The sequence below is a fragment of the Microbacterium sp. MAH-37 genome (genome assembly GCF_009758255.1).
Taxonomy (GTDB): domain Bacteria; phylum Actinomycetota; class Actinomycetes; order Actinomycetales; family Microbacteriaceae; genus Microbacterium.
Genome location: NZ_WSEN01000008.1, coordinates 83,998 through 110,184, shown reverse-complemented (window position 1 = coordinate 110,184; position 26,187 = coordinate 83,998). Strand labels below are relative to the sequence as shown.

The 26,187-nt window shown below is 64.8% G+C and carries 22 protein-coding genes; 11 read left to right on the top strand and 11 right to left on the bottom strand.

Annotation, left to right across the window (positions count from 1 at the left end):
* The first annotated feature begins 159 nt into the window (after positions 1-159).
* From GON06_RS10900 to GON06_RS10875, 6 genes are all read left to right on the top strand, one after another.
* On the top strand, positions 160-2,022 hold the full coding sequence (locus GON06_RS10900) for a polysaccharide biosynthesis protein (RefSeq protein ID WP_198346680.1): 1,863 nt from the start codon (positions 160-162) through the stop codon (positions 2,020-2,022).
* A complete protein-coding gene (locus GON06_RS10895) occupies positions 2,015-3,148 on the top strand; it encodes a DegT/DnrJ/EryC1/StrS family aminotransferase (protein WP_157312339.1) in 1,134 nt (377 codons plus the stop codon). The genes GON06_RS10900 and GON06_RS10895 overlap by 8 nt, the downstream gene beginning before the upstream one ends.
* Before the next feature lie 3 nt (positions 3,149-3,151).
* Positions 3,152-4,255, top strand: a complete 1,104-nt coding sequence (locus GON06_RS10890; RefSeq protein ID WP_157312338.1) for a GNAT family N-acetyltransferase — start codon at positions 3,152-3,154, stop codon at positions 4,253-4,255.
* Positions 4,242-5,285 carry an ATP-grasp domain-containing protein gene (locus tag GON06_RS10885; protein ID WP_157312337.1) on the top strand — a complete coding sequence of 348 codons (1,044 nt, stop codon included), beginning with the start codon at positions 4,242-4,244 and terminating at the stop codon, positions 5,283-5,285. Before GON06_RS10890 ends, GON06_RS10885 begins: the two co-directional genes overlap by 14 nt.
* Before the next feature lie 71 nt (positions 5,286-5,356).
* Positions 5,357-6,469, top strand: a complete 1,113-nt coding sequence (locus GON06_RS10880; protein WP_198346679.1) for a glycosyltransferase family 4 protein — start codon at positions 5,357-5,359, stop codon at positions 6,467-6,469.
* Between the two features lie 49 nt (positions 6,470-6,518).
* Positions 6,519-7,283, top strand: a complete 765-nt coding sequence (locus GON06_RS10875) for a glycosyltransferase family 2 protein (RefSeq protein WP_157312335.1) — start codon at positions 6,519-6,521, stop codon at positions 7,281-7,283.
* 85 nt (positions 7,284-7,368) lie between these two features.
* On the opposite strand, the gene GON06_RS10870 is transcribed toward GON06_RS10875, so the two are convergent.
* From GON06_RS10870 to GON06_RS10860, 3 genes are read right to left on the bottom strand one after another with little or no spacing between them, the layout of a single operon-like run.
* Positions 7,369-8,661, bottom strand: a complete 1,293-nt coding sequence (locus GON06_RS10870) for a polysaccharide pyruvyl transferase family protein (protein ID WP_157312334.1) — start codon at positions 8,659-8,661, stop codon at positions 7,369-7,371.
* Positions 8,630-9,850, bottom strand: a complete 1,221-nt coding sequence (locus tag GON06_RS10865) for a lipopolysaccharide biosynthesis protein (protein ID WP_157312333.1) — start codon at positions 9,848-9,850, stop codon at positions 8,630-8,632. Before GON06_RS10865 ends, GON06_RS10870 begins: the two co-directional genes overlap by 32 nt.
* Positions 9,851-9,906: 56 nt before the next feature.
* Positions 9,907-10,938: an EpsG family protein gene (locus GON06_RS10860; RefSeq protein ID WP_232528421.1), complete on the bottom strand. Its 1,032-nt coding sequence runs from the start codon at positions 10,936-10,938 to the stop codon at positions 9,907-9,909.
* A gap of 154 nt (positions 10,939-11,092) precedes the next feature.
* Between GON06_RS10860 and GON06_RS19160 the strand changes: the two genes are divergently transcribed.
* The 3 genes from GON06_RS19160 (at position 11,093) to GON06_RS10845 (ending at position 14,216) form a co-directional block, all read left to right on the top strand.
* On the top strand, positions 11,093-12,178 hold the full coding sequence (locus GON06_RS19160; protein WP_378736565.1) for a nucleotidyltransferase family protein: 1,086 nt from the start codon (positions 11,093-11,095) through the stop codon (positions 12,176-12,178).
* Positions 12,179-12,287: 109 nt separating this feature from the next.
* Positions 12,288-13,598, top strand: a complete 1,311-nt coding sequence (locus tag GON06_RS10850) for a UDP-glucose dehydrogenase family protein (RefSeq protein ID WP_157312330.1) — start codon at positions 12,288-12,290, stop codon at positions 13,596-13,598.
* Between the two features lie 153 nt (positions 13,599-13,751).
* Positions 13,752-14,216 (top strand): VanZ family protein, encoded by a 465-nt coding sequence (locus GON06_RS10845; RefSeq protein ID WP_157312329.1) that lies wholly within the window; start codon positions 13,752-13,754, stop codon positions 14,214-14,216.
* Between the two features lie 3 nt (positions 14,217-14,219).
* On the opposite strand, the gene GON06_RS10840 is transcribed toward GON06_RS10845, so the two are convergent.
* From GON06_RS10840 to GON06_RS10825, 4 genes are all read right to left on the bottom strand, one after another.
* Positions 14,220-14,771, bottom strand: a complete 552-nt coding sequence (locus tag GON06_RS10840; RefSeq protein WP_157312328.1) for a hypothetical protein — start codon at positions 14,769-14,771, stop codon at positions 14,220-14,222.
* Between the two features lie 97 nt (positions 14,772-14,868).
* Positions 14,869-15,414, bottom strand: a complete 546-nt coding sequence (locus GON06_RS18735; RefSeq protein WP_232528420.1) for a hypothetical protein — start codon at positions 15,412-15,414, stop codon at positions 14,869-14,871.
* Positions 15,415-15,656: 242 nt separating this feature from the next.
* Positions 15,657-16,532, bottom strand: coding sequence for a helix-turn-helix transcriptional regulator (locus tag GON06_RS10830; protein ID WP_157312327.1), 876 nt, complete (start codon positions 16,530-16,532; stop codon positions 15,657-15,659).
* Positions 16,533-16,703: 171 nt separating this feature from the next.
* A complete protein-coding gene (locus GON06_RS10825; RefSeq protein ID WP_157312326.1) occupies positions 16,704-19,634 on the bottom strand; it encodes a M20/M25/M40 family metallo-hydrolase in 2,931 nt (976 codons plus the stop codon).
* A 134-nt stretch (positions 19,635-19,768) separates the two neighbouring features.
* On the opposite strand from GON06_RS10825, the gene GON06_RS19085 reads away from it, so the two are divergent.
* Complete coding sequence (locus GON06_RS19085) at positions 19,769-21,124, top strand: PqqD family protein (protein WP_157312325.1); 1,356 nt, start codon at positions 19,769-19,771, stop codon at positions 21,122-21,124.
* Between the two features lie 54 nt (positions 21,125-21,178).
* Here GON06_RS19085 and GON06_RS19080 read toward each other — a convergent pair whose 3' ends face one another.
* Positions 21,179-22,633, bottom strand: coding sequence for a polysaccharide biosynthesis tyrosine autokinase (locus GON06_RS19080; RefSeq protein ID WP_157312324.1), 1,455 nt, complete (start codon positions 22,631-22,633; stop codon positions 21,179-21,181).
* Between the two features lie 171 nt (positions 22,634-22,804).
* On the bottom strand, positions 22,805-23,515 hold the full coding sequence (locus GON06_RS10810; protein WP_157312323.1) for an arsenate reductase/protein-tyrosine-phosphatase family protein: 711 nt from the start codon (positions 23,513-23,515) through the stop codon (positions 22,805-22,807).
* 152 nt (positions 23,516-23,667) lie between these two features.
* On the opposite strand from GON06_RS10810, the gene GON06_RS10805 reads away from it, so the two are divergent.
* Entirely contained in the window at positions 23,668-24,648 is a 981-nt protein-coding gene (locus GON06_RS10805) for a thioester domain-containing protein (RefSeq protein ID WP_157312322.1), read from the top strand.
* 3 nt (positions 24,649-24,651) lie between these two features.
* Here the strand turns inward: GON06_RS10805 and GON06_RS10800 are convergent, their stop codons facing one another.
* Both GON06_RS10800 and galE read right to left on the bottom strand, forming a co-directional pair.
* The gene (locus GON06_RS10800; protein WP_157312321.1) at positions 24,652-25,080 is read right to left on the bottom strand and encodes a VanZ family protein; all 429 of its coding nucleotides are present in this window, start codon (positions 25,078-25,080) and stop codon (positions 24,652-24,654) included.
* Complete coding sequence (gene galE / locus GON06_RS10795) at positions 25,077-26,099, bottom strand: UDP-glucose 4-epimerase GalE (RefSeq protein WP_332837413.1); 1,023 nt, start codon at positions 26,097-26,099, stop codon at positions 25,077-25,079. Before galE ends, GON06_RS10800 begins: the two co-directional genes overlap by 4 nt.
* Positions 26,100-26,187: the final 88 nt, after the last annotated feature.

Below are 26,187 nucleotides of genomic sequence, written 5' to 3'. Positions count from 1 at the left end.
CGTCCGCGGCGGGTGAGCATCAGGGTGATTTCTGCATTCCCGCGAATCTTTGTTGGCAACATGACATCAGCCGGTATACCGGCTATGGGAAACTGGCCGTGGAGAACGCTGTTCGGTTGGGAGGCCGGGTGGGTTCACGAGTGCCTTGAAGGGGAGAACATGGCATGGGATGATCGGGTCCCGGGGGAACTCGAGACGGATGCAGTGAAGGTTTCGGTGCAGCAGCAGCGACGCCGCACGTTGGTGGCGGCGGCGGATGCACTTGTCTGGATTCTCGGAATGGTCTTCGCGGTCGCGCTGCGACTCGAGTTCACGATGCCGTTGCAGGCCTGGGTCGCGACGATCGCGCTCGGCGTGATCGCGGCGATCCTGCAGCTGGTCATCGGCTACTCCGTGGCGCTGTATCGCGGACGCTACGCATACGGGTCGTTCAGCGAGGTCAAGGTGCTCGGATGGACCGTCTTCGGCATCGCCATCCTGCTGTCGCTCTTCGTCATCCCGTTCGGCAACAGCGTCAACGTGCCCAGAGCCACGGTGCTGCTGGCCGCACCCTTCGTGCTGGTGGTCATGTTCGGCATCCGCTATGTGGCGCGCGCGACGGTCGAGCGCTCGCGCAAGCCGGCCGACGACGCGGAGCCCGCCCTGATCGCCGGCGCCGGCTATCTGGGCGACCGGCTGCTGCACTCGATGATCACCGACCCGAAGTCGCCGATCCGGCCGGTGGGTCTGCTCGATGACGACCCGGCCAAGAAGAACCTGGTGCTGCGTGGCGTGCCGGTGCTGGGCCGCACGAGCCAGCTCGCTGCGGTGGCGCAGCAGACCGGCGCGACCCGAGTGGTCATCGCTATGGGCAGCGTCGACAGCGTGCAGTTGCGCGAGTGGAGCGACCGGGCGGATGCCGCGGGCATCGCCGTGTCGGTCACGCCGAGCCTCACCGACATGATGCTCGCCGGCCCCGGCGGGGTCGATGTGCGCGATATCGAGATCGAAGACCTCATCGGGCGGCATCCGGTCGACACGAACGTCGAACTGATCGCCGGATACGTCACCGGCAAGCGCGTGCTGGTGACCGGCGCGGGTGGCTCGATCGGGTCGGAGCTGTGTCGTCAGCTGTCGAAGTACGAGCCCGCTGAGCTGATCATGCTCGACCGTGACGAGACCGGTCTGCAGCAGGCGCAGCTGGGCACGGCCGGGCACGGCCTGCTCGACACCAAGGACGTCGTGCTGGCCAACATCCGCGATGTCGAGACGCTGGACGCCATCTTCGAGGAACGCCGGCCCGAGGTGGTGTTCCATGCGGCGGCGCTGAAGCACCTGCCCATGCTCGAGCAGTACCCCGACGAGGCGTGGAAGACCAACGTGATCGGGTCGCTGAACGTGATCCGCGCGGCCATGAACGTGGGCGTGACGCATTTCGTGAACATCTCGACCGACAAGGCCGCGAACCCCACCAGCGTGCTGGGCCACTCGAAGCGGGTGGCCGAGAAGCTCACCGCGTGGGCGGGTGAGCAGACCAGCATGAACTACGTGTCTGTCCGGTTCGGCAACGTGATCGGCAGCCGCGGATCGATGCTGCCGACGTTCCAGACGCTGATCGCGTCGGGCGGACCCATCACCGTGACGCACCCGGATGCCACGCGGTATTTCATGACGATCCCCGAGGCGTGCCAGCTGGTGGTCCAGGCCGGCGGCATCGGCCGGGCCGGCGAGGTGCTGATCCTCGACATGGGCGAGCCGGTCTCGATCCTCGAGGTGGCAAAGCGCATGATCGCGATGTCGGGCAAGAAGATCGAGATCGTGTTCACCGGCCTGCGGCACGGCGAGAAGCTGCACGAGGAGCTGGTGGGCGACCGCGAGTCGCTGGAGCGTCCGTTCCACCCGAGCATCTCGCACACCACCGCCGATACGATCAGTCCTGATCGACTGGACAAGGACGGCTGGAAGGCGCGCATGGCGGAGGAACCCCGCAACAACGACACCCAGGTGCTGGGGCGGCTCGACCTGAAGCCGGCGCATGGCTGAACGCATCTACATGTCGTCGCCCGATGTGACCGAGAAGGAAGAAGCGGCGGTCGTCGCCGCGATGCGCTCGGGCTGGATCGCTCCGCTCGGACCGGACGTCGACGCGTTCGAGCGCGAGCTGGCCGACCGGGTCGGGGTCGCACACGGCGTCGCGCTGAGCTCTGGTACCGCCGCCCTGCACCTCGGTCTGCTGACGCTGGGCGTCGGCCCCGGCGATGTGGTGGTCACCTCGACGATGACCTTCGCCGCGACGACGAACGCGATCACGTACACGGGGGCTGAGCCGTACTTCGTGGACGCCGACCCGGCGACGGGCAACATGGACCCGGCGCTGCTGCGTCAGGCGCTGCAGCGGCTGGCGGATGCCGGTGAGCATGTGGCTGCGATCGTGCCGGTCGACCTGCTGGGCAAGACCGTGGACTATACGAGCATCCTCGCGATCGCCGACGAGTTCGGCGTGCCTGTGCTGGCGGATGCCGCTGAGTCGCTGGGCGCGTCGCATGCCGGCCGTCCGGCCGGCGGCTTCGGGCGCGCGTCGATCGTGTCGTTCAACGGCAACAAGGTGATGACGACGTCGGGCGGCGGGATGCTGCTGACGGATGATGCCGAGCTGGCGCAGCGCGTGCGCTACCTGGCCACGCAGGCACGGCAGCCGGTGGTGCACTACGAGCACACGGATGTCGGCTACAACTACCGCATGAGCAACCTGCTCGCGGCGCTGGGCCGTGCCCAGCTGGCCCGGCTGGACGAGATGATCGCCCGCCGCCGCGAGATGCGCGAGCTGTACAAACAGCTGTTCTCCGAGGTCGACGGCGTCGAGGTGTTCGGCGCCGAGGGCGACGTGGACGACAACGTGTGGCTCACGTCGATCCTGGTTGACCCGTCGGTGACCGGATGGGAGCCGTCGGAGCTGTCGGCCGCGCTCGCCGTGGTGAACATCGAGAGCCGCCCGCTGTGGAAGCCCATGCATGTGCAGCCTGTGTTCTCACACCTGCGTGGAGAGATCAACGGAGCGTCGGAGTCGCTGTTCGAGCGCGGGCTGACGCTGCCGAGTGGCTCGGCGCTGACGGCCGAGCAGCGCGAGCGGGTGGTCGCGGCGATCGGCGACTTCTTGAAGGAGCACTGAGGCGTGGCGCGTGTTCGTCGGCCTTACGACCTGGTCAAGAGGTTCATCGACGTCTTCCTGGGCGTCTTGGCGCTGATCGTAGTCGGGCCGGTACTTCTGCTGGTGTCCGGAGCCGTCGTGATCGCACTCGGACGTCCTGCTCTGTTTTCACAGCAGCGTCCGGGCCGAGGTGGTAAGACCTTCAGGCTGTACAAGTTTCGTTCGATGCGACCAGTCGACGTTGACAAGGGGTGGATCACCAACGCAGATCGCATGACTCGCTTCGGCCGGGTTATCAGATCGACGAGCATTGATGAGTTGCCCAGCCTGTGGAACATCCTTCGTGGCGACATGAGCATTGTCGGTCCCCGCCCGCTGAGAGTCTCCTATTTGGAGCGATACTCGCCAACCCAAGCGCGTCGGCATGAAGTCCGGCCGGGCTTGACTGGGCTCGCGCAGATCAGCGGCCGAAACGGGATCGATTGGGACGCTCGACTCGATTTGGACGTCCAGTACGTGGACAGTCGCAGCCTCGCCCTAGATGTGCGGATCATACTTGCGACAATCAAGGCGGTATTCGTCCGTGAAGGTATCTCCGGAGAAGGTGACGCCACGATGACGGAGTTCTTCGGGCCAGAAGTGACAGCGCGGATACGTCTGGCGCAGCTTCGGGAAGAAGACCTGCCTACCCGCGTGGAATGGCTGTCTGACGATCGCGTGCGGAGCGGCATCTCGATCACTTTCCAGCCCGATATCGACGGGATGCGCGAGTGGTATCGCCGCGCCTCCGATGACGTGGACCGAGACGATTGGGTTGGTATCGATCGAATCAGCGGCAGGGCTGTGTCAATGTGCGGAATTCGTCGTACTGGTTCGGACTCGGCCGAGCTCTACATCTATGTCGCGCCGGATCTGCATGGACACGGCTACGGTGCAGACACCATGCGGTTGCTGGTTACACAGGCACGACGCGCCGGCGTCGCACTACTCGAACTGGAGACGCCAGCGAACAACTCGATCGCGAGGCACATGTACGAGCGACTCGGATTCGAGACAGTGGGGACCGCGGCTGGCGGTGAGAAGATCAGCATGCGGAAGGCGATTAGGAGCGGCCATGGCGATGGATGATTCCGGAACGATGCGAGTGCTGATCGGCTCAGCCGGCCGCCGTGTGTACCTCATTCGGTGGTTCGAGGACGCCTTCGCCCGTCTCGGGATTACGGGTGAAGTACATGTGACGGATGCGGATCCGCGTGCGGCGGCCTATTCGGCTGCTGATCACGCCCATGTCGTCCCTCCCTACTCCAGTTCGAAGTATCGGAGCGCCATGGTCACGTTGGTTGAACGTATTCGCCCCAGTCTCTTCTTCTCCGTGAACGACTATGAGTTGGAGATCCTCGCGACAAGCGGCTTGTCCGAGGAACTCGAATCGCTGGGGGTCCCCGTCCTCTCGCTGGCGGGTAGCTTACACAGTTGCGTCCACGACAAGCTGAGAATGCATGACGCATTGATCGAGATCGGCGTTTCGACACCAGCAACTGTGCTCTTGTCCGACAGAGCCGGGGTCGCAGCTCTTGCCGACAAGCACGACGAGATAGTTATCAAGGACCGATTCGGCAGCGGTTCGTCCGGGCTTCAGAGAGTCGACAGCTCGAGGTGGGAATTGGCTGCCGCCTGGTTGACCTCCGGGAGTACTCCAGCTGACCATTTCGTGGTGCAGCCAACGATCAAAGGCACCGAGTTCGGCATCGACATCGTCGCTCCGATCGTTTCGGGGGCCCACGACACAGCAGTCCTTGCCCGCAAGAAGATCAGAATGCGAGCGGGCGAGACAGATCAAGCAAAATCTGCGGACGCGGGCCCCTTCAACGATATTGCGCGACGGATTGCTTCCTGGACCCAGCACCGCGGGTCGATCGATGTTGATGTGCTGCTCGACGAGGACGGGGTCGGTCACGTGATCGACATCAATCCTCGATTCGGTGGCGGATATCCCTTCTCACACCTGGCCGGAGCTGACCTGCCGTCGCTTTACGTGGCTCAACTCATTTCCGCGGAGTTCCGTCCTGAAGACTTCTTGACCTGTTCCCCAGGCATCGTGTCATCGAAGTACGAAGCCGTGCTTCGAGTAGCCCCCGCCGAGCTAGAAGAGATCTGAAGAGTATGTCGAGTGACCTAGGGCCCGGATACGACCGCGCCAATAGCGCTGTCCCTCGTCGGCTGTGCCTCATGGTCACGAGCGGTAGCACGGCAACAGCATTCTTGAGGGGGTACATCGACTATCTGGTGGCAGATGGATGGCAGGTGGCGCTGATCTGCAGCAACGGTCCCGGTGTTGCAGAGATGGCCAAGGCCGCGGGCGCACGATACTTCCCCCTGGAGATGAATCGGGACCCGTCGCCGCTCAAGGATATGGCTTCGCTGCTTTCCGCGTTTGCGCTACTGCGTCGCCTGAGGCCGGATGCTGTTGTCTATGCGACCCCGAAGGCCGCACTGATCGGTGCTCTTGCTAGTTACATTGCTGGGGTTCCGCAACGCGTGTACGAAGTGTGGGGGCTTCGACTAGAGACCTCCCGCGGACTCGCCAGACGGCTGTTTGCGGTCTTTGAGAAGCTCACCGTCGACCTTTCAACGAGGGTAATCGCGAACAGCCGCAGCCTCGCCGAGCGGATGCGGGATCTGGGTGTCGCGGGCAGGGCGCCGGTTCTGGTGCTCGGCGCAGGATCGTCACACGGAGTAGATACCGAGCGATTCTCTGCCCGAGCTTCGATGCCTCTACTGGACGAGACTCTCAGCAGGGAACTCGCGGAGTCCGATGCCCCGATAGTCGGGTTTGTTGGAAGGCTGAACCCCGACAAAGGCATCGATGTCCTCACTGAGGCGATCAAGTTGTGCGTCGACCGAGGTGTCTCATTGCAAGTGCTGATCGTTGGCCGCGCCGATGGGGCGGCTGTGACGCCTTTAGTAAGGGCAGGTCAAGGCAAAGCAGTGGTGCATATCGCTGGGTTCGTTACGGACCCTCGAGCCTGTTTCAAGGCGATGGATATCCTCGTTCTCCCGAGCAGACGCGAAGGCTTTCCGAACGTGGTACTTGAAGCTGCGGGCATGGAAGTCCCCGCCATCGTCTCGGACGCGACGGGCAGTATCGACTCCGTAGTGCACGGGGTTACGGGGATCGTCACGCCGACGGGCGACTCTGGTGCGTTGGCGGACGCGATAATCAGGCTAGTTGACGACACCGGTCTGAGGCGTTCAATGGGCCAGGCTGCACGACTGCGTGCTGTGAACGAGTTTCAACCGCGGCAAGTATGGGCTGCTCACTCTGATGCATGGCGCGCCTGACGTGACAGATTCGTGTGGGATTGCCAGCGCACCACTTGTCTCGGTGGTGATGTCGGAGTACAACACGCCTATTGAACAACTTAGGGCAAGCCTTGAGAGCATCATGGTGCAGACCTATGCGGATTTTGAGCTGGTGCTTATCGACGACTGTGGACGCAATGATGTCGACGCTGTCGTTGCGGAACTCGACGACGCGCGAATAGTCGTCCATCACAACGCTGCAAATATGGGCCTCGCTGCTTCTTTGTCATATGGAATCACAGCGATAGCCAGAGGGCAGTTAATTGCGCGAATGGACACTGACGATGTGTACGCCCCCGAGCATCTGCAGCGTCTCGTGTCGTTCGCGCGAGCGCACCCGGAGTTCGCTGTGTATTCTTCGCAGAGTCAAGAGTTCTCAGCGGAGCGTCAAGGCATTACTTTGGGGCGTGAAGGAGAGATTACAGCATCCGATTTGATGAGAGGCCGGGGTCCCATTCATCCAGCAACTCTCATCCGCCGCTCGGATTTCGGCGAAGTCGGTGGATATCCGGAGTACAAACGTGCCGAAGACTTCGCTCTATGGTCAGAGATGTTCATCGCGAACAAGCGCATGTATATGACTGCGGACCTGACTCATCGTTATCGAGTGGAGAACACAGATTTCCAGAAGCGGAAGCTGAGAAATCGGGGCGACGAGATACGCGCGCGCCTCTATTACTACCCTCGTATGGGTGCGCGCCCAGTGCACTATCTGAAGATCGTCAAGAGTATTGTCAGCGGCGCGCTCCCTATAGGGCTGACGCGTCGCCTCCGGAAATATATCCACCGGTGAGATTGCCCAACGACCCATCTGCGCGGATGTTTCGCCGTGCCCGATCTCGCGCAGCGTGAGTCGCTGACTTGATCAAATCTCGCACTCAGGAATGTTTGCTCAAGAAGTCAATCAGTGGTTTCCGAATTGACGCGAGAATGTCGCCTTCAACAGTGATTGGTGCTTGCTCTCCGAGATTGCGGATGATTGACTCGCCTGAAATTGATGGGTCCGATATCCTCGAAACGTTGTGGGTGACGCCGAATGACGTCGAGATTCCAGAGAGTTTCTGATCGTAGTACGCATCGGAGGACAGGCCCCAAACGGGCGTCCCTTCGGAGAGTGCGAAAACGATCGGGTGATATCGCGTCGCGATAGTTCCTTGCGAGAGTCCCAAGAGTGCACGAGTCGTGCCTGGGGACAAACGCTGCCGAACAACGCGCGGTTCTGCGCCGAGGGTCATCGAGCGGGTTATCAGGTCGGCAGTCACTCGATCATCCGAGTATCGGCCGGCTGTCATGTTTGACACGAACAGCACGGCGGCCCCACGCTGTTTCGCCGCGTGTACAACTTCGTCGGCGATGCGGGCGAGTTGCCGTACCGGTCGACGCGCGTGCTGTGAACGACGATGGAGAGACAGAACATAGAACGGAGCCCCACCCGCGTTCTCGAGTGCGAGCGCAGATGCGAGCTGGCGCTCTTCCGCAGTGGGCTCAATCGCCAGCGCCCAGTCATACGTCACCGTCGGATCGACAGAACTGGGACTAAGCGCGCGGACGATCTCGGCCGACTGCGCTTCACGAACGGTGATGAGATCCGCCATTTCAAACATCTCACGAACGTACGACTCATGCTTGGGGGCGATGTCCGGGCCCACGCCCTGTCCGATGAATGCGACAGGTATTCCAGCGCGGTGCGCCATGGACGCTAGAGCCCACCATGCGTAGATGCCATGAACCGCATAGTCCTTCGTAATCGCACCCGCCCCAGAGAAGATGAGGCCATTTGAACCCTCGATCTGCTCAGCCCAGAAGTCGACTAGTGGTGTGCTGGAGGTGCCGGTGCTGATGCGATGCACTTGCTTGACGGCCTCGTGTTCCTTCGCGGGGAACGAGATGAGCGAATCTAGGAGCGGTACCTTCTGTCGTAGCTCGGGAGACAGTCGAGTCCCGCGGCGGAGGGCACCGTGGAAGAAGGGATGAGACGTAACGCCTGGTATAGGGCTGAGCCATAACTTGGATGCGTCGGTCACTATCGCTGCCGTGGGGTCATGCTGCCGAACAGCCTGTGCAGCAGAAATCCACATTGCCTCATCGCCCAAATTCGTCGAGCCATTGCCGCTACTGAGCACGACCCACTTTCGGGGTTCATTCATCGGTTGACCTTCCTGATCGTGCACTCGCCGATAGTTGAATAGCAGATACCATTGTGCGGACGATTACGGCGCCCGCATACGCCCAGAGCGCCCCGGTCGCGCCGTTGGTGGGGATAATCAGCGCTCCGACCGCGGCAGTTGTGATAATCGCGATCACGGAGCTGATCAATTGCTTGAAATAACTGTTGTGCACGGAAAGTGCGGTCGAGCAAAAAAAGAGGAGTGGCTGGCATGCCGCGATGAGCATTAGCGGGGGCACGTAATCGATTTTCATTGCGAAGAATTCGCCGAAGACTAACGGGTAAAGCAGGAACGCGCCGAGTATCGCCAGAGCGGATACTCCGATCGAGATGAGCGAGCTTCCACGTGCCGCGCGAAGTGCCTGCTGCACGGACAGGGCCTGAGGTGCTTCGGCATAGATCTTTCGCGCGACAGGTATCCATGCCTGGGCGTGACCGTTTAGGACGATCTCCGAGAAGAACGTCAGGTACATCAGGACGGCGAATAGACCCACAGCGCTAGTACCGTTGGTTGCAGCCAACAGGTACTGCGGGACGGTCTGCAACAGCACGGTCGCCATCGCCGCTACTGCGAGCGGAAAGCCGCTTCGAAGGACCAGCCAGACGTCAGGACGGGAGATCGGTTCTTCACGTTCCGCTTCAGAGACGGCGCGACGCACGCTGTACATCACCGTGACCGTGGTCGCGATCGAGATAGCTACCGCAGCGCCCAGGAGCGTGTACCTCAGATCCTTCGTGATGATTCCGAGGATCGTTACGGACGAGATCGTGACGATTGCGTTGACTCCGGCGAGGATCACGATCCCCGAGTAGAGCGAAGCTTTCTGCAGGTAAGTGTTGGCCCAGTCAAGGTACAGCTCAGAAAGCTTGATCAGAGCGACGAGTGTGATGGCGTCGAGATGGGAGGGGGCAAAGAAGAAGCCGATGGCGCATACAATTGCGAATGCCAGCACCGACAGGACTGTTCTGATTGTGCGATACGTTCGATAGGAAACGTCTCGAGACAAAGTCAATATCAGGCGGCGCAGTCCCCAGCCTGCGAAAAGGTAGATGGGCGAAGCGATGGCTAGAGATAGCGAGAAGGTGCCGACAGCTTCAGGCCCCAGCGTTTGGGCGAAGATGAATGTCAGCGAAAACTGCGATGCGTACCGGATCAGGCTCGACAAGATCAGGTAGTTCGATGGTGTCCGCATGGGATCATCCTAGGTAGTCGCAGGTGAGAGGTTCTGAGGTGGCGAGGGCGTGGCGGTTACGCAGCATGGGCGGTTACGTATGGGGTCAGGTCTCCATAGTTTTCCAAATAGAACGCTGCATAAACCGCGCTGATACCGATTAGCGAGTAACGGATTGTCTTGGACACATGGCGCTCGGCCATTACATTGGGGATGAAGAGGCAGAGGCAAATTAGGAAGTAGCCACCCAGACGTGATGCGATGATTGACTGAGTTCCGACGATTATGCACATGACACCGATGGCTGACCATGCGGCATATTTCATCGCATCGCCCTGCGGCTTCAAGCTGAACCCGTATATTAGTAAGGCAGCGCGGGCAGCGATGATTAGATAAAGTCCGAGACCGGCGGCGATTCTTTCGTCGACGTAGTAGACGTAACTTGGATCCACCCAGTAGAGAAGCGAGGCGAGCCATGGCGAAGCCCAGATAGCCGCGGTGAGGGCGATTGCCATCACGGAGGCGAAAATGAAGTTGCGCGTCGTTACGCGCCATCTGGTGGCGAGGAGGTAAGCAATTACTGCGATGATGGCGGACGTATGAAACGAGGTTGCGATTGCGCCAAAGATTAGGAATGGCACCCAACCTTTGCGGCGGACGAGGTATGTTGCTCCAAGGAAGATCAGGCTAATTGCGATGCTCTGACGGATAGTATTGAATGTCGCGAAGTAGAAGCCAAGGAGCGTGTACAAGGCTATTGCTAGCGTCGTGTCAAGAGAGCGGCGTTTGATCGCGACGTATGCCGGGACAACGGCAAGAGCAGACGAGATCCAAAGCAAAGTATGGAACGACCCGCCGAAAAGTTTGATGACAAATATCAGCACCACGAACCCCGACTCCTGCGGAATGATCGTGAGCGCGTCCTGGAGGGATGCTTCGGCTGGGACTGCATCGAAGAGCCGGTGGTAGACGATGGTGTCTGTGCCGACAGTGTCCGCCCTCAGCGCGGGCAAGGTCACCAGCGCAGCAAGGGCGATGAGATCGAGAAGGTTAAAGTGCCAACCTCGGGTTGTGCGAGTCTCATGATGGGAGCGTGCTCTCTGGCGCATCAGACTTGCGTGGTGCACGTTCGCGAGTCCAGTAGCGCAAATGGCGAGCGCGGCTATGAGTAGGTACGGCTCCAACTGCACCCCCAGTGTTCCGTTGCGCGCTGTACGGACGCACTGTGTCTAACATATACGACCCGCTCGCGACACTCATGACATGCACAGCGGCGTCGTTGTTGGTGTCGGCGGAGGTAGGCGTCGGTTGATGCCGAGGAGCGTTGTGCCGAAGGACCTTGTGCATCGGACGCGGCACTGGAGCAGGCGGCGGCTTCGCGGAGCCTCTGACACGGTAAGTTCAAAGGAGTTTCGGCGCATAGGTGAGGTGGCCAGGATGGAAGCACAATTGAGCGTCGGCGAGGCAGGAGAAATCGCACACGCACTGGTGTCATCGCTTGCACGAGACCTTGGTGTTCGTGCGCTTTCGATAAAGGGGCCCGTCGCTGATCACTATCAGTTGAGGTCTCCACGCGTGGCCGCAGATGCCGACATACTGGTCGAGCCGAGCAGGTTTTCCGAGCTTTGCGAGAGTCTGCAGCAGCGTGGGTGGCACAAACGGGTCGGCAGAGCCACTCCTGTGCTGCTGCCGCAACATTCTGTGACCTACATACATTCCGACTGGCCATGTGACATAGACGTGCATTGGATGTTCCCGGGCTTCTTTCGCAGCGTCGACAGTGCATTCGACGCGCTCTGGATTGGCCGAAGCAGCTTGCAGCTGGCGGGCCAAGAGGTCGCGATCCCCTCAAGAGCTGGGGCCGCTGTCGTTGCCGGGCTCCATGCGCGAAGAAGCAGCCGATCGAATCGCCACCAACGCGAACAAGATGGCGTGGACGAGATCGTCCTTCGGGAGTTCACGACAGCACAGCAGCGTGAGTTCCTGAGGATAGCGGAGGCTGGTGGCGCACTTTGGACGCTGCGTGACCTGGTGCTTCGGCTCGACTACGTAGGATCGCTGTCAGACGCAACCGCGCACGAGCAACGCATGTGGGATCTCAACCGTACTTACTTAGAGGACGGCTCGGCGGTGGGATGGTGGGTGCAGATCCGGGCGGTTCCATGGTGTGAGAGAGCTTCCTTGCTCGCCCGTGCTCTTTGGGTGCCGCGAAAGGATATTCCGCGAAACTCCAGCGACGCTGTTCCCCGCTGGCGTGACGCGTTGGCGTACCAGATCAATCGGTGGCGACGTGGGACTCGTGCGATCATTCGATATGCACGGGGCCCTAAAGGGGAATATCGCCGATGAGGTTCGAGGTGCTAGGACCGCAGGCGGGTGGGTTGCCATTATTGCGGTGGATTGTGAGTGGGAACGGCGGGTTCGGTGGTCGGGTAGGCGAATTGAGCGGGGAGAATAGATGAGAGTGTCGGTTGTCGGTTGCGGCTATCTAGGAGCTGTGCACGCCGCCGCAATGGCATCGCTGGGCCATGGCGTCATCGGCATCGACATTGACGCGGCGCGCATAGATGCACTCCGTGACGGCAGGGCTCCGTTCTTCGAGCCCGGGCTTCCTGAGGCATTGACCGCTGGCGTCAGCGCGGGCTCGTTGCGGTTCAGCACCGACATCGTGGATGCTCGCGAAGCATCTGTCTATTTCATCGCCGTGGGCACGCCGCAGCGGCGCGACGGCGGCGCGGCCGATTTGAGCTACGTCGATGACGCGATCGATTCGCTGGTTCCGTTTCTCGCGCCCGGCGACATCGTCGCAGGTAAGTCCACCGTGCCGGTCGGCACGGCCGCTCGCCTCGCGGAGCGCGTCGAGGCGACGGGTGCCACCTTGGTATGGAACCCCGAGTTCCTGCGCGAAGGCTGGGCGATGCACGACACGCTCCATCCCGACAGGATCGTCGTCGGCATCCGCCCGGGGAAGGCAGGGGAGCGCGCCGCCAGCATCCTGCGTGAGATCTACCAGCCCGACGGCGAGGACGGCACGCCGTTCATCGTCACCGACCTTGCCACCGCGGAGCTCGTGAAGGTCGCAGCCAATTCGTTCCTCGCCACGAAGATCTCGTTCATCAACGCGATGTCGGAGATCGCCGAGGCCACGGGCGCTGACGTGAAGACGCTCGCCGAGGCGATCGGCCACGACACCCGCATCGGCCACCGGTACCTGGGCGCGGGGATCGGGTTCGGCGGTGGCTGCTTGCCGAAGGACATCCGTGCGTTCGCTTCGCATGCCGAGGAATTGGGGCTGGGCAAGTCCGTCGCATTCCTGCACGAGGTCGACGACATCAACCTGCGCCGGCGCGATCGGGCCGTGCAGATCGTCACGGACGCTCTCGGCGGATCCGTCTTCGACAGGCGGATCACCGTGCTCGGTGCGGCTTTCAAACCGCACAGTGACGATGTGCGCGACTCGCCTGCCCTGGACGTTGCGACGCGTCTGCACGGACTCGGCGCGCGCGTGACCGTTACCGACCCGCAGGCCATCGACAACGCCCGGCGGATCAGCCCGCAGCTCTCATACGTGCAGGATCGTGACGAGGCGCTGCAGGGCGCCGAACTCGTGCTGTTGGTCACCGAGTGGGACGAGTACCGGCGGCAGCTGCCGCCGGAACATGCGGCCTCGCTCATGGCTGGGCGGATCGTCGTCGACGGGCGCAACTGCTGGGATCCGGCAGAGTGGCGCGCGGCGGGGTACACGTACTACGGGATGGGAAGACCGTAGGCAGTCCCTTCGGCTCTCACTACTATCCTGGGTTTGGGTTGGGGGGATGAGATGGACGAGCCCGAGTACGTAGTGCCACCGCGGCCGCCGTTGCCCTCTGCGTCCCCGCCATCACCCATACGAGGGAACGGCGACCCGCGACTTGACGCTGCGATGTCCGAACTCGGGCTCGACGCGATGGCCGACGCCGAGGTCATCGACGCACCTACGCCGGTCTCCCGCTGGCATCGACTCTCGACTTGGCTGATCATTTATGCGGTCGCCGTGGCGATCATCGTGTTCTGGCCGCATCCGGCGCAGATCGGCATCATCGGACTGATCGACGTGATCAAGAAGGTCATCCCGGGACTCACAGGGCAGCGCATCGAGTTCGGGCTGAACATCTTGCTGTTCGTGCCGCTCGGCGTCGGTATGGCGCTGCTCATGCCCAAGCTGCGTTACCTCGTCATGCCCGTCGCACTGCTCGTCACCCTGACCATCGAATCTGTGCAGGGGTTGTTCTACACGACCCGTGGACCGAGCATCGACGACATCATCGCGAACACTGCTGGGGCGTGCCTTGGCTTGGTGGGAGTCGTCGTATGGGAGCGGTGGCGGGAGCGGCATCCGCTCGAATAGGTACTACTGCAGCGCAATGGTGATCTGAGTGCTGCTGGCGTTGTTGTTGTTGATCGTGTCCCCGCCCGCGGTGGCCACCATCTGCGGCGCGGCGTTGGGCGGCGCGAGCTGCAGTATGCGGGCGTATGTCAGTTCCGCGTTGAGGATCGGGCCGAGCGTGACGTCCAGCGAGCCGCCTGCCGGGATCGAAGGCATCAGCAACGTGTAGTCGCCTTGGCTGCCCTCAGCGACGACGCCTGTGGGCAGGGACATGTTCAACGTCAGCAGCGTCGGGTCGTACTGCAGAAGCACCTGGGTGCCGGTGGTGGGCGTCGCCAGGGGGCCGTTGTTCAGGATGTGCAGCGCGTTCGCGGTCGTGATGATCGCCATGGCGGAGCCGACGTCGTTGTTGAACCGCAGCTCGGTCGAACCGCCGAACGAAGGCACCAGATCGGTGTCGGTGCTCGCGGCCATCGCAGGCACGGCGGCTGCGACGGCGATGACGGGGAGCGACCAGGCGGCACCCTTGATCATCGTGCGGCGGTCGAACCTGGCGGGTGAGGTCTGGTCGGTCACAGGGGTCTCCTCACAGTGGTCGATCCCCAGATGCCCCCAGATTCAGCATGAAGGTGGGGAGAGCTGCGGCGCAACTCTCCCCACCTTGAAGCGTTGATTAGAGGATCGTCACGCCGATGTCTTCCGCAGTCGAGTTGTTACCCGTGACGCTGTCGCCGGTAACGGTTGCCGTCATCTGCGGGGTGCCGCCACCGAGGATTCCGGTGAGGACCGACAGCGTGAGCAGGCTGTCCAGCGTGGAGCCCAGCCCGATGGTGAGCGACCCGCCGGCCGGGATCGAGGGCAGAGACAGAGTGCGGTTGCCGTCGGTGCCGCCGACGACAACGCCCGCGACTGCAGCGATGTTCAGTGTGAGCAGCGCCGGGTCGTACTGCACGGTGGCCTGCGTGCCCGTAGCGGGCGTCGGAGCGGGGCCGTTGTTCGTGATGGTGAGCGTGTTCACGACGCTGATCGTCGCGACGGAAATCCCCAGTGCGCTCAGCGTGAGAGTGATCGGCCCGCTCAGCGCCGGCACCAGGTCAGTGTCCGTGCTGGCCGCCATCGCCGGCACTGCGGCCGCAACCGCGACGACGGGCAGCGACCACGCTGCACCCTTGATGATCGTGCGGCGGTCAAGACCTCCGCCAGTGGTGTTCTCTTCCACTTGTGCCCTCCCCGGACGAATACGACGCGGCCTCTCTGGGTGAGACCGCGAACTCCCTCTGAGGCGCAGTGGCGCCTCGCGACAACCATCCGGGATACCGAAATGCGGCGGGGTCACGTGGTCGTCAGATGATCCAACCCGGTCGCTTTCTGCACCTCAACAGCCGAACGATCGCGAAGGGCGCTTCGACAAGCTCAGCGACCCACAAGCTCAGCGTCCCACGGGCTCAGCGTCCCAGGGGCTCAGCGACCCACGAGCTCGCCGGGCGGGAGCGCCGTCGCCTGGGCGCGCAGCTCACGCGGAGTCGGCAGCCCGCAGGCAGCCAGCGCGCGCCGCAGATGCAGCGCGCTGTGGAATCCGCAGAATCGCGCCACCTCGGCCACGGTCAGCATCGCATGCGCAGGATCGCGCAGCACGGCCTCGGCCAGCGTGGCACGCATCAGCCTCAACTCGGCAGAGGGACTCGAGTCCTTGCGCGCGAACTCGCGCTGCAGCTGCCGCGGCGACACGTGCAGCTCAGCGGCGATAACTGCCGTGGTCAGCTCGGGATCCTCACGCCTGGACAGCATCAGCGCCCGCGCGCGGTCCACCAGCGACCGGGACCGCTCACCGAGCAGGCTCTGCTCCTGCGACTCCAGCAACAGACCGAGTGCCATCTCCGACAGCAGCTGCTCCATCGAGTAGTCGCCCACCGGAGATTCCCCCTGCCTGGACCTCAGCGCCGACGTCGCGAAGGCCCGCGTCGCTGCCGCCAGGCGCGACTCGGCCACCGGCACGACCCGGCCGCCCGTGAGCTGCTCAGCCTCGCCGAGGGCGAAGGCCGGCAACCACACCACCAGCACGTCACGCCGCTTCGCCCATTCGATCCGGGCGTTCGCGGTCGCCGGCAGGAAGACCGCGTCGCTGCCGGTTGCGGGAACAGGCAGACCATCGGTCGGCAGCACGAGGGCGCTGTACGGCAGCGGAGCATCCGGCGCTCCGTTCCACTCCCACGGTCCGGGCATCACCTGATGCGCGGTCAGCAGCACTCCGCGCAGCGCGACGCCGCGCAGCATCCCCTGGCCTGCCGCCGCCGCTCCCAACTGGGTCGACAGAAGACCCCGAAAACCGATGGCCAATACTGCTCCCTTCCCGACCATCCCAACGGGTGAGGGGCGCGCGCCGGACCTCCCGAGCAGGTGCGCTGCCCCTCTGGGGACAGTAGCGCGGATGGAGGAGCCGGGGTAGGGGAGATATCTAAATGAGATGCGGGCGGCATCCTCCCGGAAGGATGCCGCCCGCGCCGGCTCTCACTCGACGATGCGCACCGACGTGACCTTGTCGTTGCCGCTCGTCGCGACGCGCACCTGGTAGTCGCCCACCGTGTAGACGCCTGTGGTGTTCTTGTTGATGGTGAATGTGTCGGACACCTTCGACGCGGTTCCGTCGATGTGCGTCTCGGTCACCGTGACGGTCAGCTGGTTCGTGCTGCCGGTCTGCTTCTTCACCGAGGCCTGTGCCTCGGCGCCGGTCACCGCGTTGTCGACGGTCACGTAGACGGCATCCGGAGACGAGAACTCGGCGTTCTTCCGCCCGTCGCCGAACACGAAGAAGCCGCGCTTCTCGACCTGGCCGCGCGCCGGGAACGGGTCGGCGTTCGACTTCAGGAACTCCGGGTTCACTGTGTAAAGATCGGTCTTCGAGTCAGCCAGCACCGGCTTCACACCGTCGTACGCGGCATCCGTCACAGCGAGGTTCACCGACAGGTACAGCGCGTCCGGGTCGGTCGCCGAGGTGCGCGACGAGAAGTAGCTCGAGGCATCCTGTCCCTCCGGCACCGCCAGCGGCACCACCTCGTCGCCGACGAGGATGTTGAAGGTGAAGTCGCCGTAACCGCCGTCCTGGAACGTCTTCCACTCCGCATCCGACAGGTGCTCCGGACGATCCACCTTGAACTCGAGCCGCATCGGCGCGACGTACGTGCTGCCCAGGTACTCGGGATCGTCCAGCGGCAGGTACACGCCGCCCGGCTGGTGCCCGAGCGCGAAGGCCGCGGCCGTCGGAGTCGAGTTGCCTCGGACGTTCCACATCGGGATGGTGAACGACGTCGCACCGAGCAGCATCCGGTCGCCCAGCTCGCTCTTCGTGACCTCGTCCGCAGCATCCTTGTACGTGCCGATCGTGACATCGAGCAGGTCGAGGTCAGCGCGGTTGGCGTTCAGCCCCGGCAGGTCGGCCCACATGAACTTCGCTCCGGCCGGTCCCGAATAGCGGGCCATCTCCAGCATGCCGTCGGCCATCATCCTCGTCATCTGCACGGCCGAGTCGGTCTTCATCCGCTCGTTCGCCGTGTGCCACCAGCGCTCGTTGCCCGGGATGACGGCGCCGAAGGCGGTCATCTTGTTGCGGAAGCTGCTGGCCAGCGTGCCGCCGGTCGTGCCCTGCGGGTAGACGATGTCGCGCAGCGCGTACGGGTCGGCGAACGCCTGCGGATCCTGATCGACGGTGGCCTGGTAGCTGGCGAACTGCAGTGCCGTCAGCGGATTGTCGTGCGACACGTACAGCCCGGCGCCGATCGGAGCGCCCAGATCGGTGATCGAGAAGCCGTCGTTCTGGAACGCCGCGGTGACGGCCTTCGTCGCACGGCTCGAGTCATCCGCGTTGAGGTGCATGCTGCGCACGTACATCGGGATGCTCAATGCTCCATCGACGAAGAAGCTCGTCGGCACTTCGGATCGGATGCCGCCCATCAGAGCGAAGGTGAGGTTCGGCGTGCCGTTCTGCGGGTTGCGCAGCAGTTCCGAGGGGATGCCCATGTACTTGCCGAGATAGGCCTCGCCCTCGACGCCGTCGCGGAAGAACAGATCCGCGATTCCGTCGGCAGCCTTCTTCAGCTGCATGTCCTCGGCCGTCACGCCCAGCGCGTCGAAGCCCTCCGAGAGCAGCGACATGCCCCACACCACGGCGTTCTTGCCGTACTGCGGCGTCGGCATCTCCATCGCCACGTCGGTGTTGACCTCGAGCGTGAGCGAGTCGCCCTCGAACTTCGTCTGCACCTTCGGTGTCGTCCCGGCGGAGGCCGGCAGCCAGCCCTTCTCGGTCGCAGCCTTCGTGATCGCGGACACGAACTTCTCGCGGTCCGCCGCGGCGGCATCCGCGACATCCAGCGTGAAGATCGCGCGCGACGCGATCTGCGTCGTGCTGCCGTAGGCGATGTCCTTCAGCGTCGGGTCGCCCTCGCGCAGCGTGACGCCGGCCGTAGCATCCGTCAGCCGGAACGTCTTCGCGCTGTCGGCAGACAGATCCATCGACACCGTCGGTGTGACCGACCCCGAGTTGCCGGTGATCACCGGGAAGCGCGAGTCCGAGGTGTATCCCGCGATCGGCATCTCCTCGCGGTTCAGGTTCTTGTACGCCCAGTTGTCGTAGAAGCTGGGATTCGAGTTGTACGGGATCGACTGGAACGCGGCTGTGTTCGTCGTGGTGGGCGTGCCAGGCCCGCCGTCCTCGTAGATGCCCATGACGATGCGGATGCGGCGGTCGAGGGGCAGCCCAGCCTCGAGCAGCGCCTTCGCGGCGACCAGCGTCGCGAGCGTCGGTCCGCTGTCGTCCTGGATGCCGGTGCCGTAGACCCAGCCGTCCTGCACATACGGCGAGTGATAGGCGCCCGGTGTGCCGAGATTGCCGTCGGCATCGCGCCAGCGGGCGAGCTGCTCCGGGGTGACGGCGGACTTCGGCGAGTCCAGGTGGCTCAGCGCCATCACCATCTCGGGTGCCTCGGGGTCGCCGATCTCGACGTAGACGTACTTGTCCGGCTGGCGCTGCACGACGACGGGGAACCCGAGGTCCTTCGCCAGCTTCACCACCCAGGCGAGCTTGGCGACCTTGCGGTCGTACTCGTTCTGGTTCGCCTCGTTGTTGGTCACCGGGAACGGGTACTCGGTCGCCGCCGTGCCCCCGCGCGAGATCGAGTCATAGCTGGAACCGTCGAGCATCGCACCCATCAGCGTGAGCGGGTCGTAGCTGCCGTCGCCCGCGCGGGCGCTGTCGACGATGCCCGCGAGCTCTTCGACCTCGGCGTGGACCTGCGCGCGCTCGGAGTCGCTGACCGACAGGTCGTAGGTGACGCTCGGCTCGAACCCCTCCTCGGCTGAACTGCTGGAGGCGGATGTCTGGTTGGCGACGCCCAGCGACAGCAGCATGGTCGCGCTGACGGCTATGGCGAGGGGTTTCTTCCGCATGGGTCGGGGCTCCTTGAATCGTCAAGGACGTCGGATGAACTTCCCCAGAGAACGTCGGACATCGGTGTCTTCAGTGGTCGGCGCCAGCTTTTCAGGGAATCCGCAGGGTGTCAACGAGTCGATACGCTGTCCGTGTGGGGGAACGCATCGTCATCAGCGCGGTCGGGGTCAGCGTCGAGATCGACATGGCCGAGCTCGACGAGGCCGTTCGTGAACAGGTCGCAGAGGCCTGGCGCGACGCGCGGCTTCCCGACGGGCGGCACGTCGACGTGACCGTGCCGGTCGCGGCATCCGACGACACCGAGCGGACGCTGTCGAACCTGTCGACCCAGGTCACGCTCGCGGCGCTCGCGCACCGCAAGGGCGACCTGTGGATGCTGCACGCCGCGGGCCTCGCCGACGAACGCGGACACGTGGTCGTGCTCGCCGCTCCCTCGGGAACGGGCAAGACCACCGCGGCGCGACACCTCTCCGCGCGCTACGCGTACGTCAGCGACGAGACCGTCGGCGTCGACTCGCAGGGCGGCATCGTCGCCTACCGCAAACCGCTCTCGGTGATCCAACCCGACCGGGTGCACAAGGAGCAGATCCCTCCGTCGCAGTTCGAAGGCGGGGAGTGGCCGCAGAAGGCCCTGCGGCTCTCGGCGCTTGCGGTGCTCGAGCGCGACCCCGCGGCGCCGGAACAACCGGAGGTCACGCCGCTGACGACCGCTGAGGCCCTCGAAGCGCTCGGACCGCAGTCGAGCTACCTCTGCGACCTGCGCGACGGCTTGCACCTGCTCGAGGCGCTGCTGCGCGCGACCGGCGGCGCGGTGCGCATCCGCTATCGCGAAGCATCATCGCTCGACGACGCCATCGCCTCGCTGCTGGACCGTGAGCCGCCGTTCGCCCCCGTCGTGCCCACCTACGAGGCGCCGGCGCCCGACAGGGTGACGGACGCGGGGGAACGGCTGTACCGCGGCGCCGTCGTCGACGCCATGGAACTGCCCGACGACGGCCGCATCGCCGTGCTGCAGCGCTCGTCGTCCGGCGGACGACTGAGCGTGCTCGACGGCATCGCCCCCGCCATCTGGCGCGCCGCGAACGGCGCGACGTTCGACGAACTCGTCACCGCCGTCACCGACGCCATCGGCGCACCGCCGGAGGGAGCCGACGCCGCAGACCTGGTCCGTGTCGCGGCCGATGAACTGCGCACGAGCGGGATGCTCGCCGGCGAACCCTGCTGGCGACTGGACCCGAGGGTCGCGTGGACCGACGGCGACGACCGGACCGTCGTGCTCGGGCTGGCGGATCCGCAGGCGCAGCCGCTCGCGCTGGAGAGGTCTGCGCACGCGGTGTGGCAGGTGCTGTCGTCGAAGGGCGCGGTGACACAGGGGGAACTGCTGCGCGAGGTCGCTGAAGCGTTCGACGTGGAACCCGCGGAGATCGAAGGCGACGTCGTGGATCTGCTGGAGGGGCTGCGGGTGAAGCGGGTCGTCGAGTACTGCTGACGTCCTACGTCTCGTCGCTGGCGCTCCTCGCTCAGGAGCCGGGGTGTCGGTGGGTCAGCGGGAGGACGTGTGCGTGGCGGGCTCGGGCATCGTGCCGCGCTCGCCGGTGGGCTCCTGGTGCGAGCCGTACCGCTCGTAGGCGCCGTAGTACTCCCTGCCGTAGTACGCCGACCCTGCGCCGGTGCGCGGCACCCGGTTCAGCACGATGCCGAGCACGCGGCCCTTCGTGCGCTGGATGTTCTCCACCGCGCGGTTCAGCATGTCGAAGGTCGTCTTGCCCGACGACGCCACGATGACGACGCCGTCCGCCGATGCAGCCAGCACCGCGGCATCCGTCACCGGAAGAACCGGCGGCGTGTCGAGGACGACGATCGCCGACTCGCTGAGCGACTGGATGAACTCGTGCATGCGCTTCGAACCCAGCAGCTCGCTCGGGTTCGGAGGGATGCGTCCCGCCGGGACCACGGCCAGCGGCATGTCCGCGCGCGGACGGTGCGCGACATCCTGCAGCTCGGCGCGGCCGGCGAGGATGTCGGTGAGGCCGACGTCACCGGGCACGCCGAAGATGTCGGAGACCACGGGGCGCCGCAGGTCGCAGTCGATCAGGATCGCCCACTGGCCGGCAGCCGCCAGGCTGGACGCCAGGTTCACCGCGACCGTGGACTTGCCGTCGCCCGGAACGGAGCTGGTCACGACGATCACGCGCGGCGGGTTGTCGACGTCGATGAACTGCAGGTTGGTGCGCAGCTCGCGCATCGCCTCGATCGTGTGGTGCGAGATCTCACGCTCGCTGTCGGCCGAGAAATCGATCACCTTGCGCTCGCCGTCGAGGGACTTCTCCAGCGGGAGCGTGCCGATCACGGAGACGCCGGTCTCGCGCTCGATGTCGCGCGGGTGACGCACCCGGCGATCGAGCGTGTTGCGGATGAACGCGTAGCCGATGCCCAGGGCGAGGCCGATCAGCGCGCCGATCATCGTGTTCAGCCTGGTGTTCGGAGAAGACGGGGCAGTGGGGAGCTTGGCGGAGTCGCCGACGGTCAGCGAGACGTTCGCCGGGTTCTCGGCCGTGCCGCCCTCGACCTTGTTGATCTCCACCGACATGCCGCGCAGCCACGCCTCGGCGAGCTTCTGCGCCTCTTCGGGGGTGGAGCCCTCGGCGGTCACCTTCAGGGCGACCGTGTCGAGGGGATTGGTCACCGTGACGCGCTTGACCAGATCTTCGGGGGAGTCGTCGATGCCGAGCTCATCGGCGGCGGACTCGCCGACAGCACGCCAGGTGCCGAGGTTCAGATACGACTTCACTCGGCTCTGCGCCAGCTGGTTGCCGATCATCGCGCTGCCCGCGCTGTCGTCGGACGCCTTCACCGAGACGATGCCCGTGGCATCCGCGGTGTAGACCTTCGGCTGCAGCATGCTCCAGCCGAAGCCGATCAGCGCGCCGAGCACGGTCGCGGCGACGATGACGATCCAATGCGCACGCATGATGCGCAGGTAATCGCGAAGCTCCACACTCTCCCTTTCGGCCGCCGCCCCTCCCCAGAGACGGAGTTGCTCCTCCGAAACCGAGCATACGGCGTCAGCGCTGGGAACACCCCTGGGTGTGACACACACCCGCCCGCGTCCTGAGAGAGCGCAGCGAGACGAAGGGCGGTCCTTCGTCTCGTCGCTGGCGCTCCTCGCTCAGGAGCCGGTGGCGATGCGGGTCAGTCGCTCGACCTGGGCGAGGGCGGGCACGAGCTGCGATGCGGAAAGCTCGTACGTCTCGCGACCACGGCGATACGGGTCGATCACGTCGTCCTCGTCGTCCGGTCCGCCGACCGCACTGCGCAGCCCGCCGACCGCGCGCGCCAGTGCGGAGAGCCGCGCTGCGGCATCCGTCCCCGCGTCATCCGCGATCTCGCGCGCCTCGTCGTCACTCAGCCCGGCAGCCAGCCGCGCGAACTCGCGCAGCGTGAACGCCCGGCGGATCAGCGCGGGCATCATCTGCACCACGTAGGTCCGGTGCTCGCGCGTCATCGTCAGCACCAGATCCGACTCCGCCAGGATCGGCTCCACCAGGTACCGGGCACGGTGCGCGTCTGCGGCATCCGGTTCCGCGCCCCGTTCCACCGCGAGGTCGCGCGCGTCCTGCGTCATGCCGTAGCCGACCAGCGCCTGTGTGCCGGCGCTGTGCACCTTCACCGTCTGGGGCAGCCGGGCTCGCAGCAGCACCTCGGCCATCGGCGACCGGCAGATGTTGCCGGTGCAGACCGTGAGGATCGTCGGCCGGCCGTGCTGAGCGGCCGCCGGTGGCGGGTCGAACGGCGACGTGAAGGGCAGCTTGGCGGCCTCGCGCCGCTCTCTTCTCTCGCGACGGGTGAGACCGGGCTCGGGTGCAGCGGACTCGCTCATGCGTTCACCGTACGATGCTCCGTCACGCGTCGCCAAGACGAGACGAACTGGTATCCCAAAGCTGCGCCCAGCGCTCCGTCACTTTTCCGCCGTCCGCATCTCTTTCCCAACCGAAGGTGAGCACTCTCACCTCTGAAACCTGGGGAGAACATATGGAACAGAACAGCGAGGGCGCGACGTCGCGCAGCATCTCGCGCCGGACGATCGTGAAAGGGGCGGCCTGGTCGCTCCCGGTGATCGCCGTGGCCACCGCACTGCCGAGCGCATCGGCGTCCGAGACGATCGACATCGAGCCGGGCTCCGGTACGGTCATCAGCGGAACATGCGCGACCGTCGGCGCCTTCACGTTCGTCGTCGCCAGGCAGCCGGGCGGCACCGCGGTGGCGGGACAGGCCGTCACTGTCACTCTGCCGGACGGCTTCACTTGGTCGGACGGCACGCACGCACCGAAGGTGCTGGTCTCCGATGTCGACGGCAAGGTCACGATCTCTGGAGTGAAGGCGTCCTCAGCACCGGGGACCTTCCTCGTGACGGCCCAGATCTCGGCGGGTGGCGCGACCGCGTCGGTGGCCGTGCAGGTGAACGGGCTCTGGATCGGTGCACGGCAGGGGTACTCCGGCAATGGGGTGTTCCCGGTGTACACCAGCGTGCCCGCAGACGCCGCGACGGCTCCCGAGCACTGGGCGTACTGCATCGAGCACAACGTCGGCGCGAAGACGAGCATCACCGGCACGGCGGGTGACGCCTCCACCTACCTGGGCGCCAACCTGTTCACCGACCCCCTGGTGCAGGGCCGGGTGCTCTGGGTGCTGCAGCACAGTTATCCCGCGATGAGCCTGTCAGCATTCGCCACCGCCGCCGGAGTGCCGAACCTGACGCGCAACGACGCGATCGAGGCGATCCAGTACGCGATCTGGCGCTTCACCGACCTCGGCTTCGACGCGGAGTGGCGCTGGCAGTCCGACGACGAGCGCACGGCCTACTGGTACCTCGTGAACGGTGCCAAGGCGGGCCCGGCGGGCACCGTGAGCGGCGTGACCGGCAGCGTGCTCTCAGTGCCGAATGCCGCCTGCGGCACGCCCACACCCGGCGACCACGCGCAGTCGCTGATCCTGGTGGCCCCGGCCGCCTGACCGTCAGGAGGTCGCGCGTCGCGCGCTCTCCGAACGTGATCGCCACCACGCCACCGCCGCCCAGCCTGCGGCGGCACCGAGCGTGTTGGCGATCACGTCGGACAGCGTGGAATATCGCGACGGCATCGTGAGCTGGACGAGCTCGATCACGGCGCTGAGCACGGCGCCCGCGCCGATGATCCATCCTGCGCTCGCCTGCGGCCACGCGAGCGCACCGAGCACGCCGAGCGGGGCGAACATCGCCACGTTCGCGAGGAACTCCAGGATCGGGTAGCCGACCTCGAACGGCACCAGGCCGTCGAACCAGTGCGCGACCGTCGCCACGATGCCCGTCACCTGCCCGGCATCCTTCGCGGGCAGCCACGTCAGCAGCAGCACCACGACCAGGTACGGCGCCAGCAGGATGCGGGCGGCGAGGCGCCCCCGGGTCATGCCCCGGCGAAGCCGTTGGGGTTCTGCGACTGCCAGTTCCAGGTGTCGCGGCACGCGTCGGCCAGCGAGCGGGTCGTGTGCCACTGCAGCTCGCGGTTCGCCTTGGTCGGGTCGGCGATCGTGGTCGCCAGGTCACCGGGCCGCGGCGCGACCACCTGGTAGGGGATCTCTCGGCCGGATGCCTCGCTGAACGCCTTCACCACATCGAGCACGCTCTGGCCCTCGCCAGAGCCCAGGTTGTAGGTCTCGACGCCGGCGGTCAGGCGCTCGAGCGCGGCGACGTGGCCCTCGGCCAGGTCCATCACGTGGATGTAGTCGCGCACACCGGTGCCGTCGTGCGTCGGGTACTGGTCACCGAACACGTTGAGGTGGTCGCGGCGGCCCACAGCCACCTGGGCGACGAAGGGCATGAGGTTGTTCGGGATGCCGGAGGGGTCCTCGCCGATACGGCCGGACGGGTGCGCGCCGACCGGGTTGAAGTAGCGCAGCAGCACGGCCTCGAGCTCGGGCCAGGCGACCTGCACGTCGCGGATGATCTGCTCGTTGAACGCCTTCGTCCAGCCGTACGGGTTGGTGATGCCCGTGCCGGACGGCTGCGACTCGTCGAGCCGTTCGACGCCCTCCGCCGGCGTGCCGTACACGGTCGCGGACGAGCTGAACACCAGCTTGCGCGCGTCCTTCTCCCGCATGATGTCGAGCAGGTTCAGCGTGGAGTTGAGGTTGGTGCGGTAGTACGCCGACGGCTTCGCGACCGACTCGCCGACCGCCTTCAGACCGGCGAAGTGGATGACTGCGTCGAAGCGCTCCTTCTTGAGCGCAGCATCCGCCGCCGCGCGATCGGCGAGATCGCACTCGATCACGTCGAGCGTGCGGGATGCGAGGTCCTTCACCCGGCTGATCGACTCGCGGCTGCTGTTCGAGAAGTCATCGAGCAGCAGGACGTCGTGGCCGGCCTCGAGCAGGACGAGAGCGACGTGGGATCCGATGTAGCCGGCACCGCCGGTCAGAAGAATGCGCACGATCACGAGACTACCGGGGTCACCCTGGAGGTGCCGGAAGTCGAATACCCCAGGGGCCTATGGCCAGCGGCATCCGCGTGGGTATACT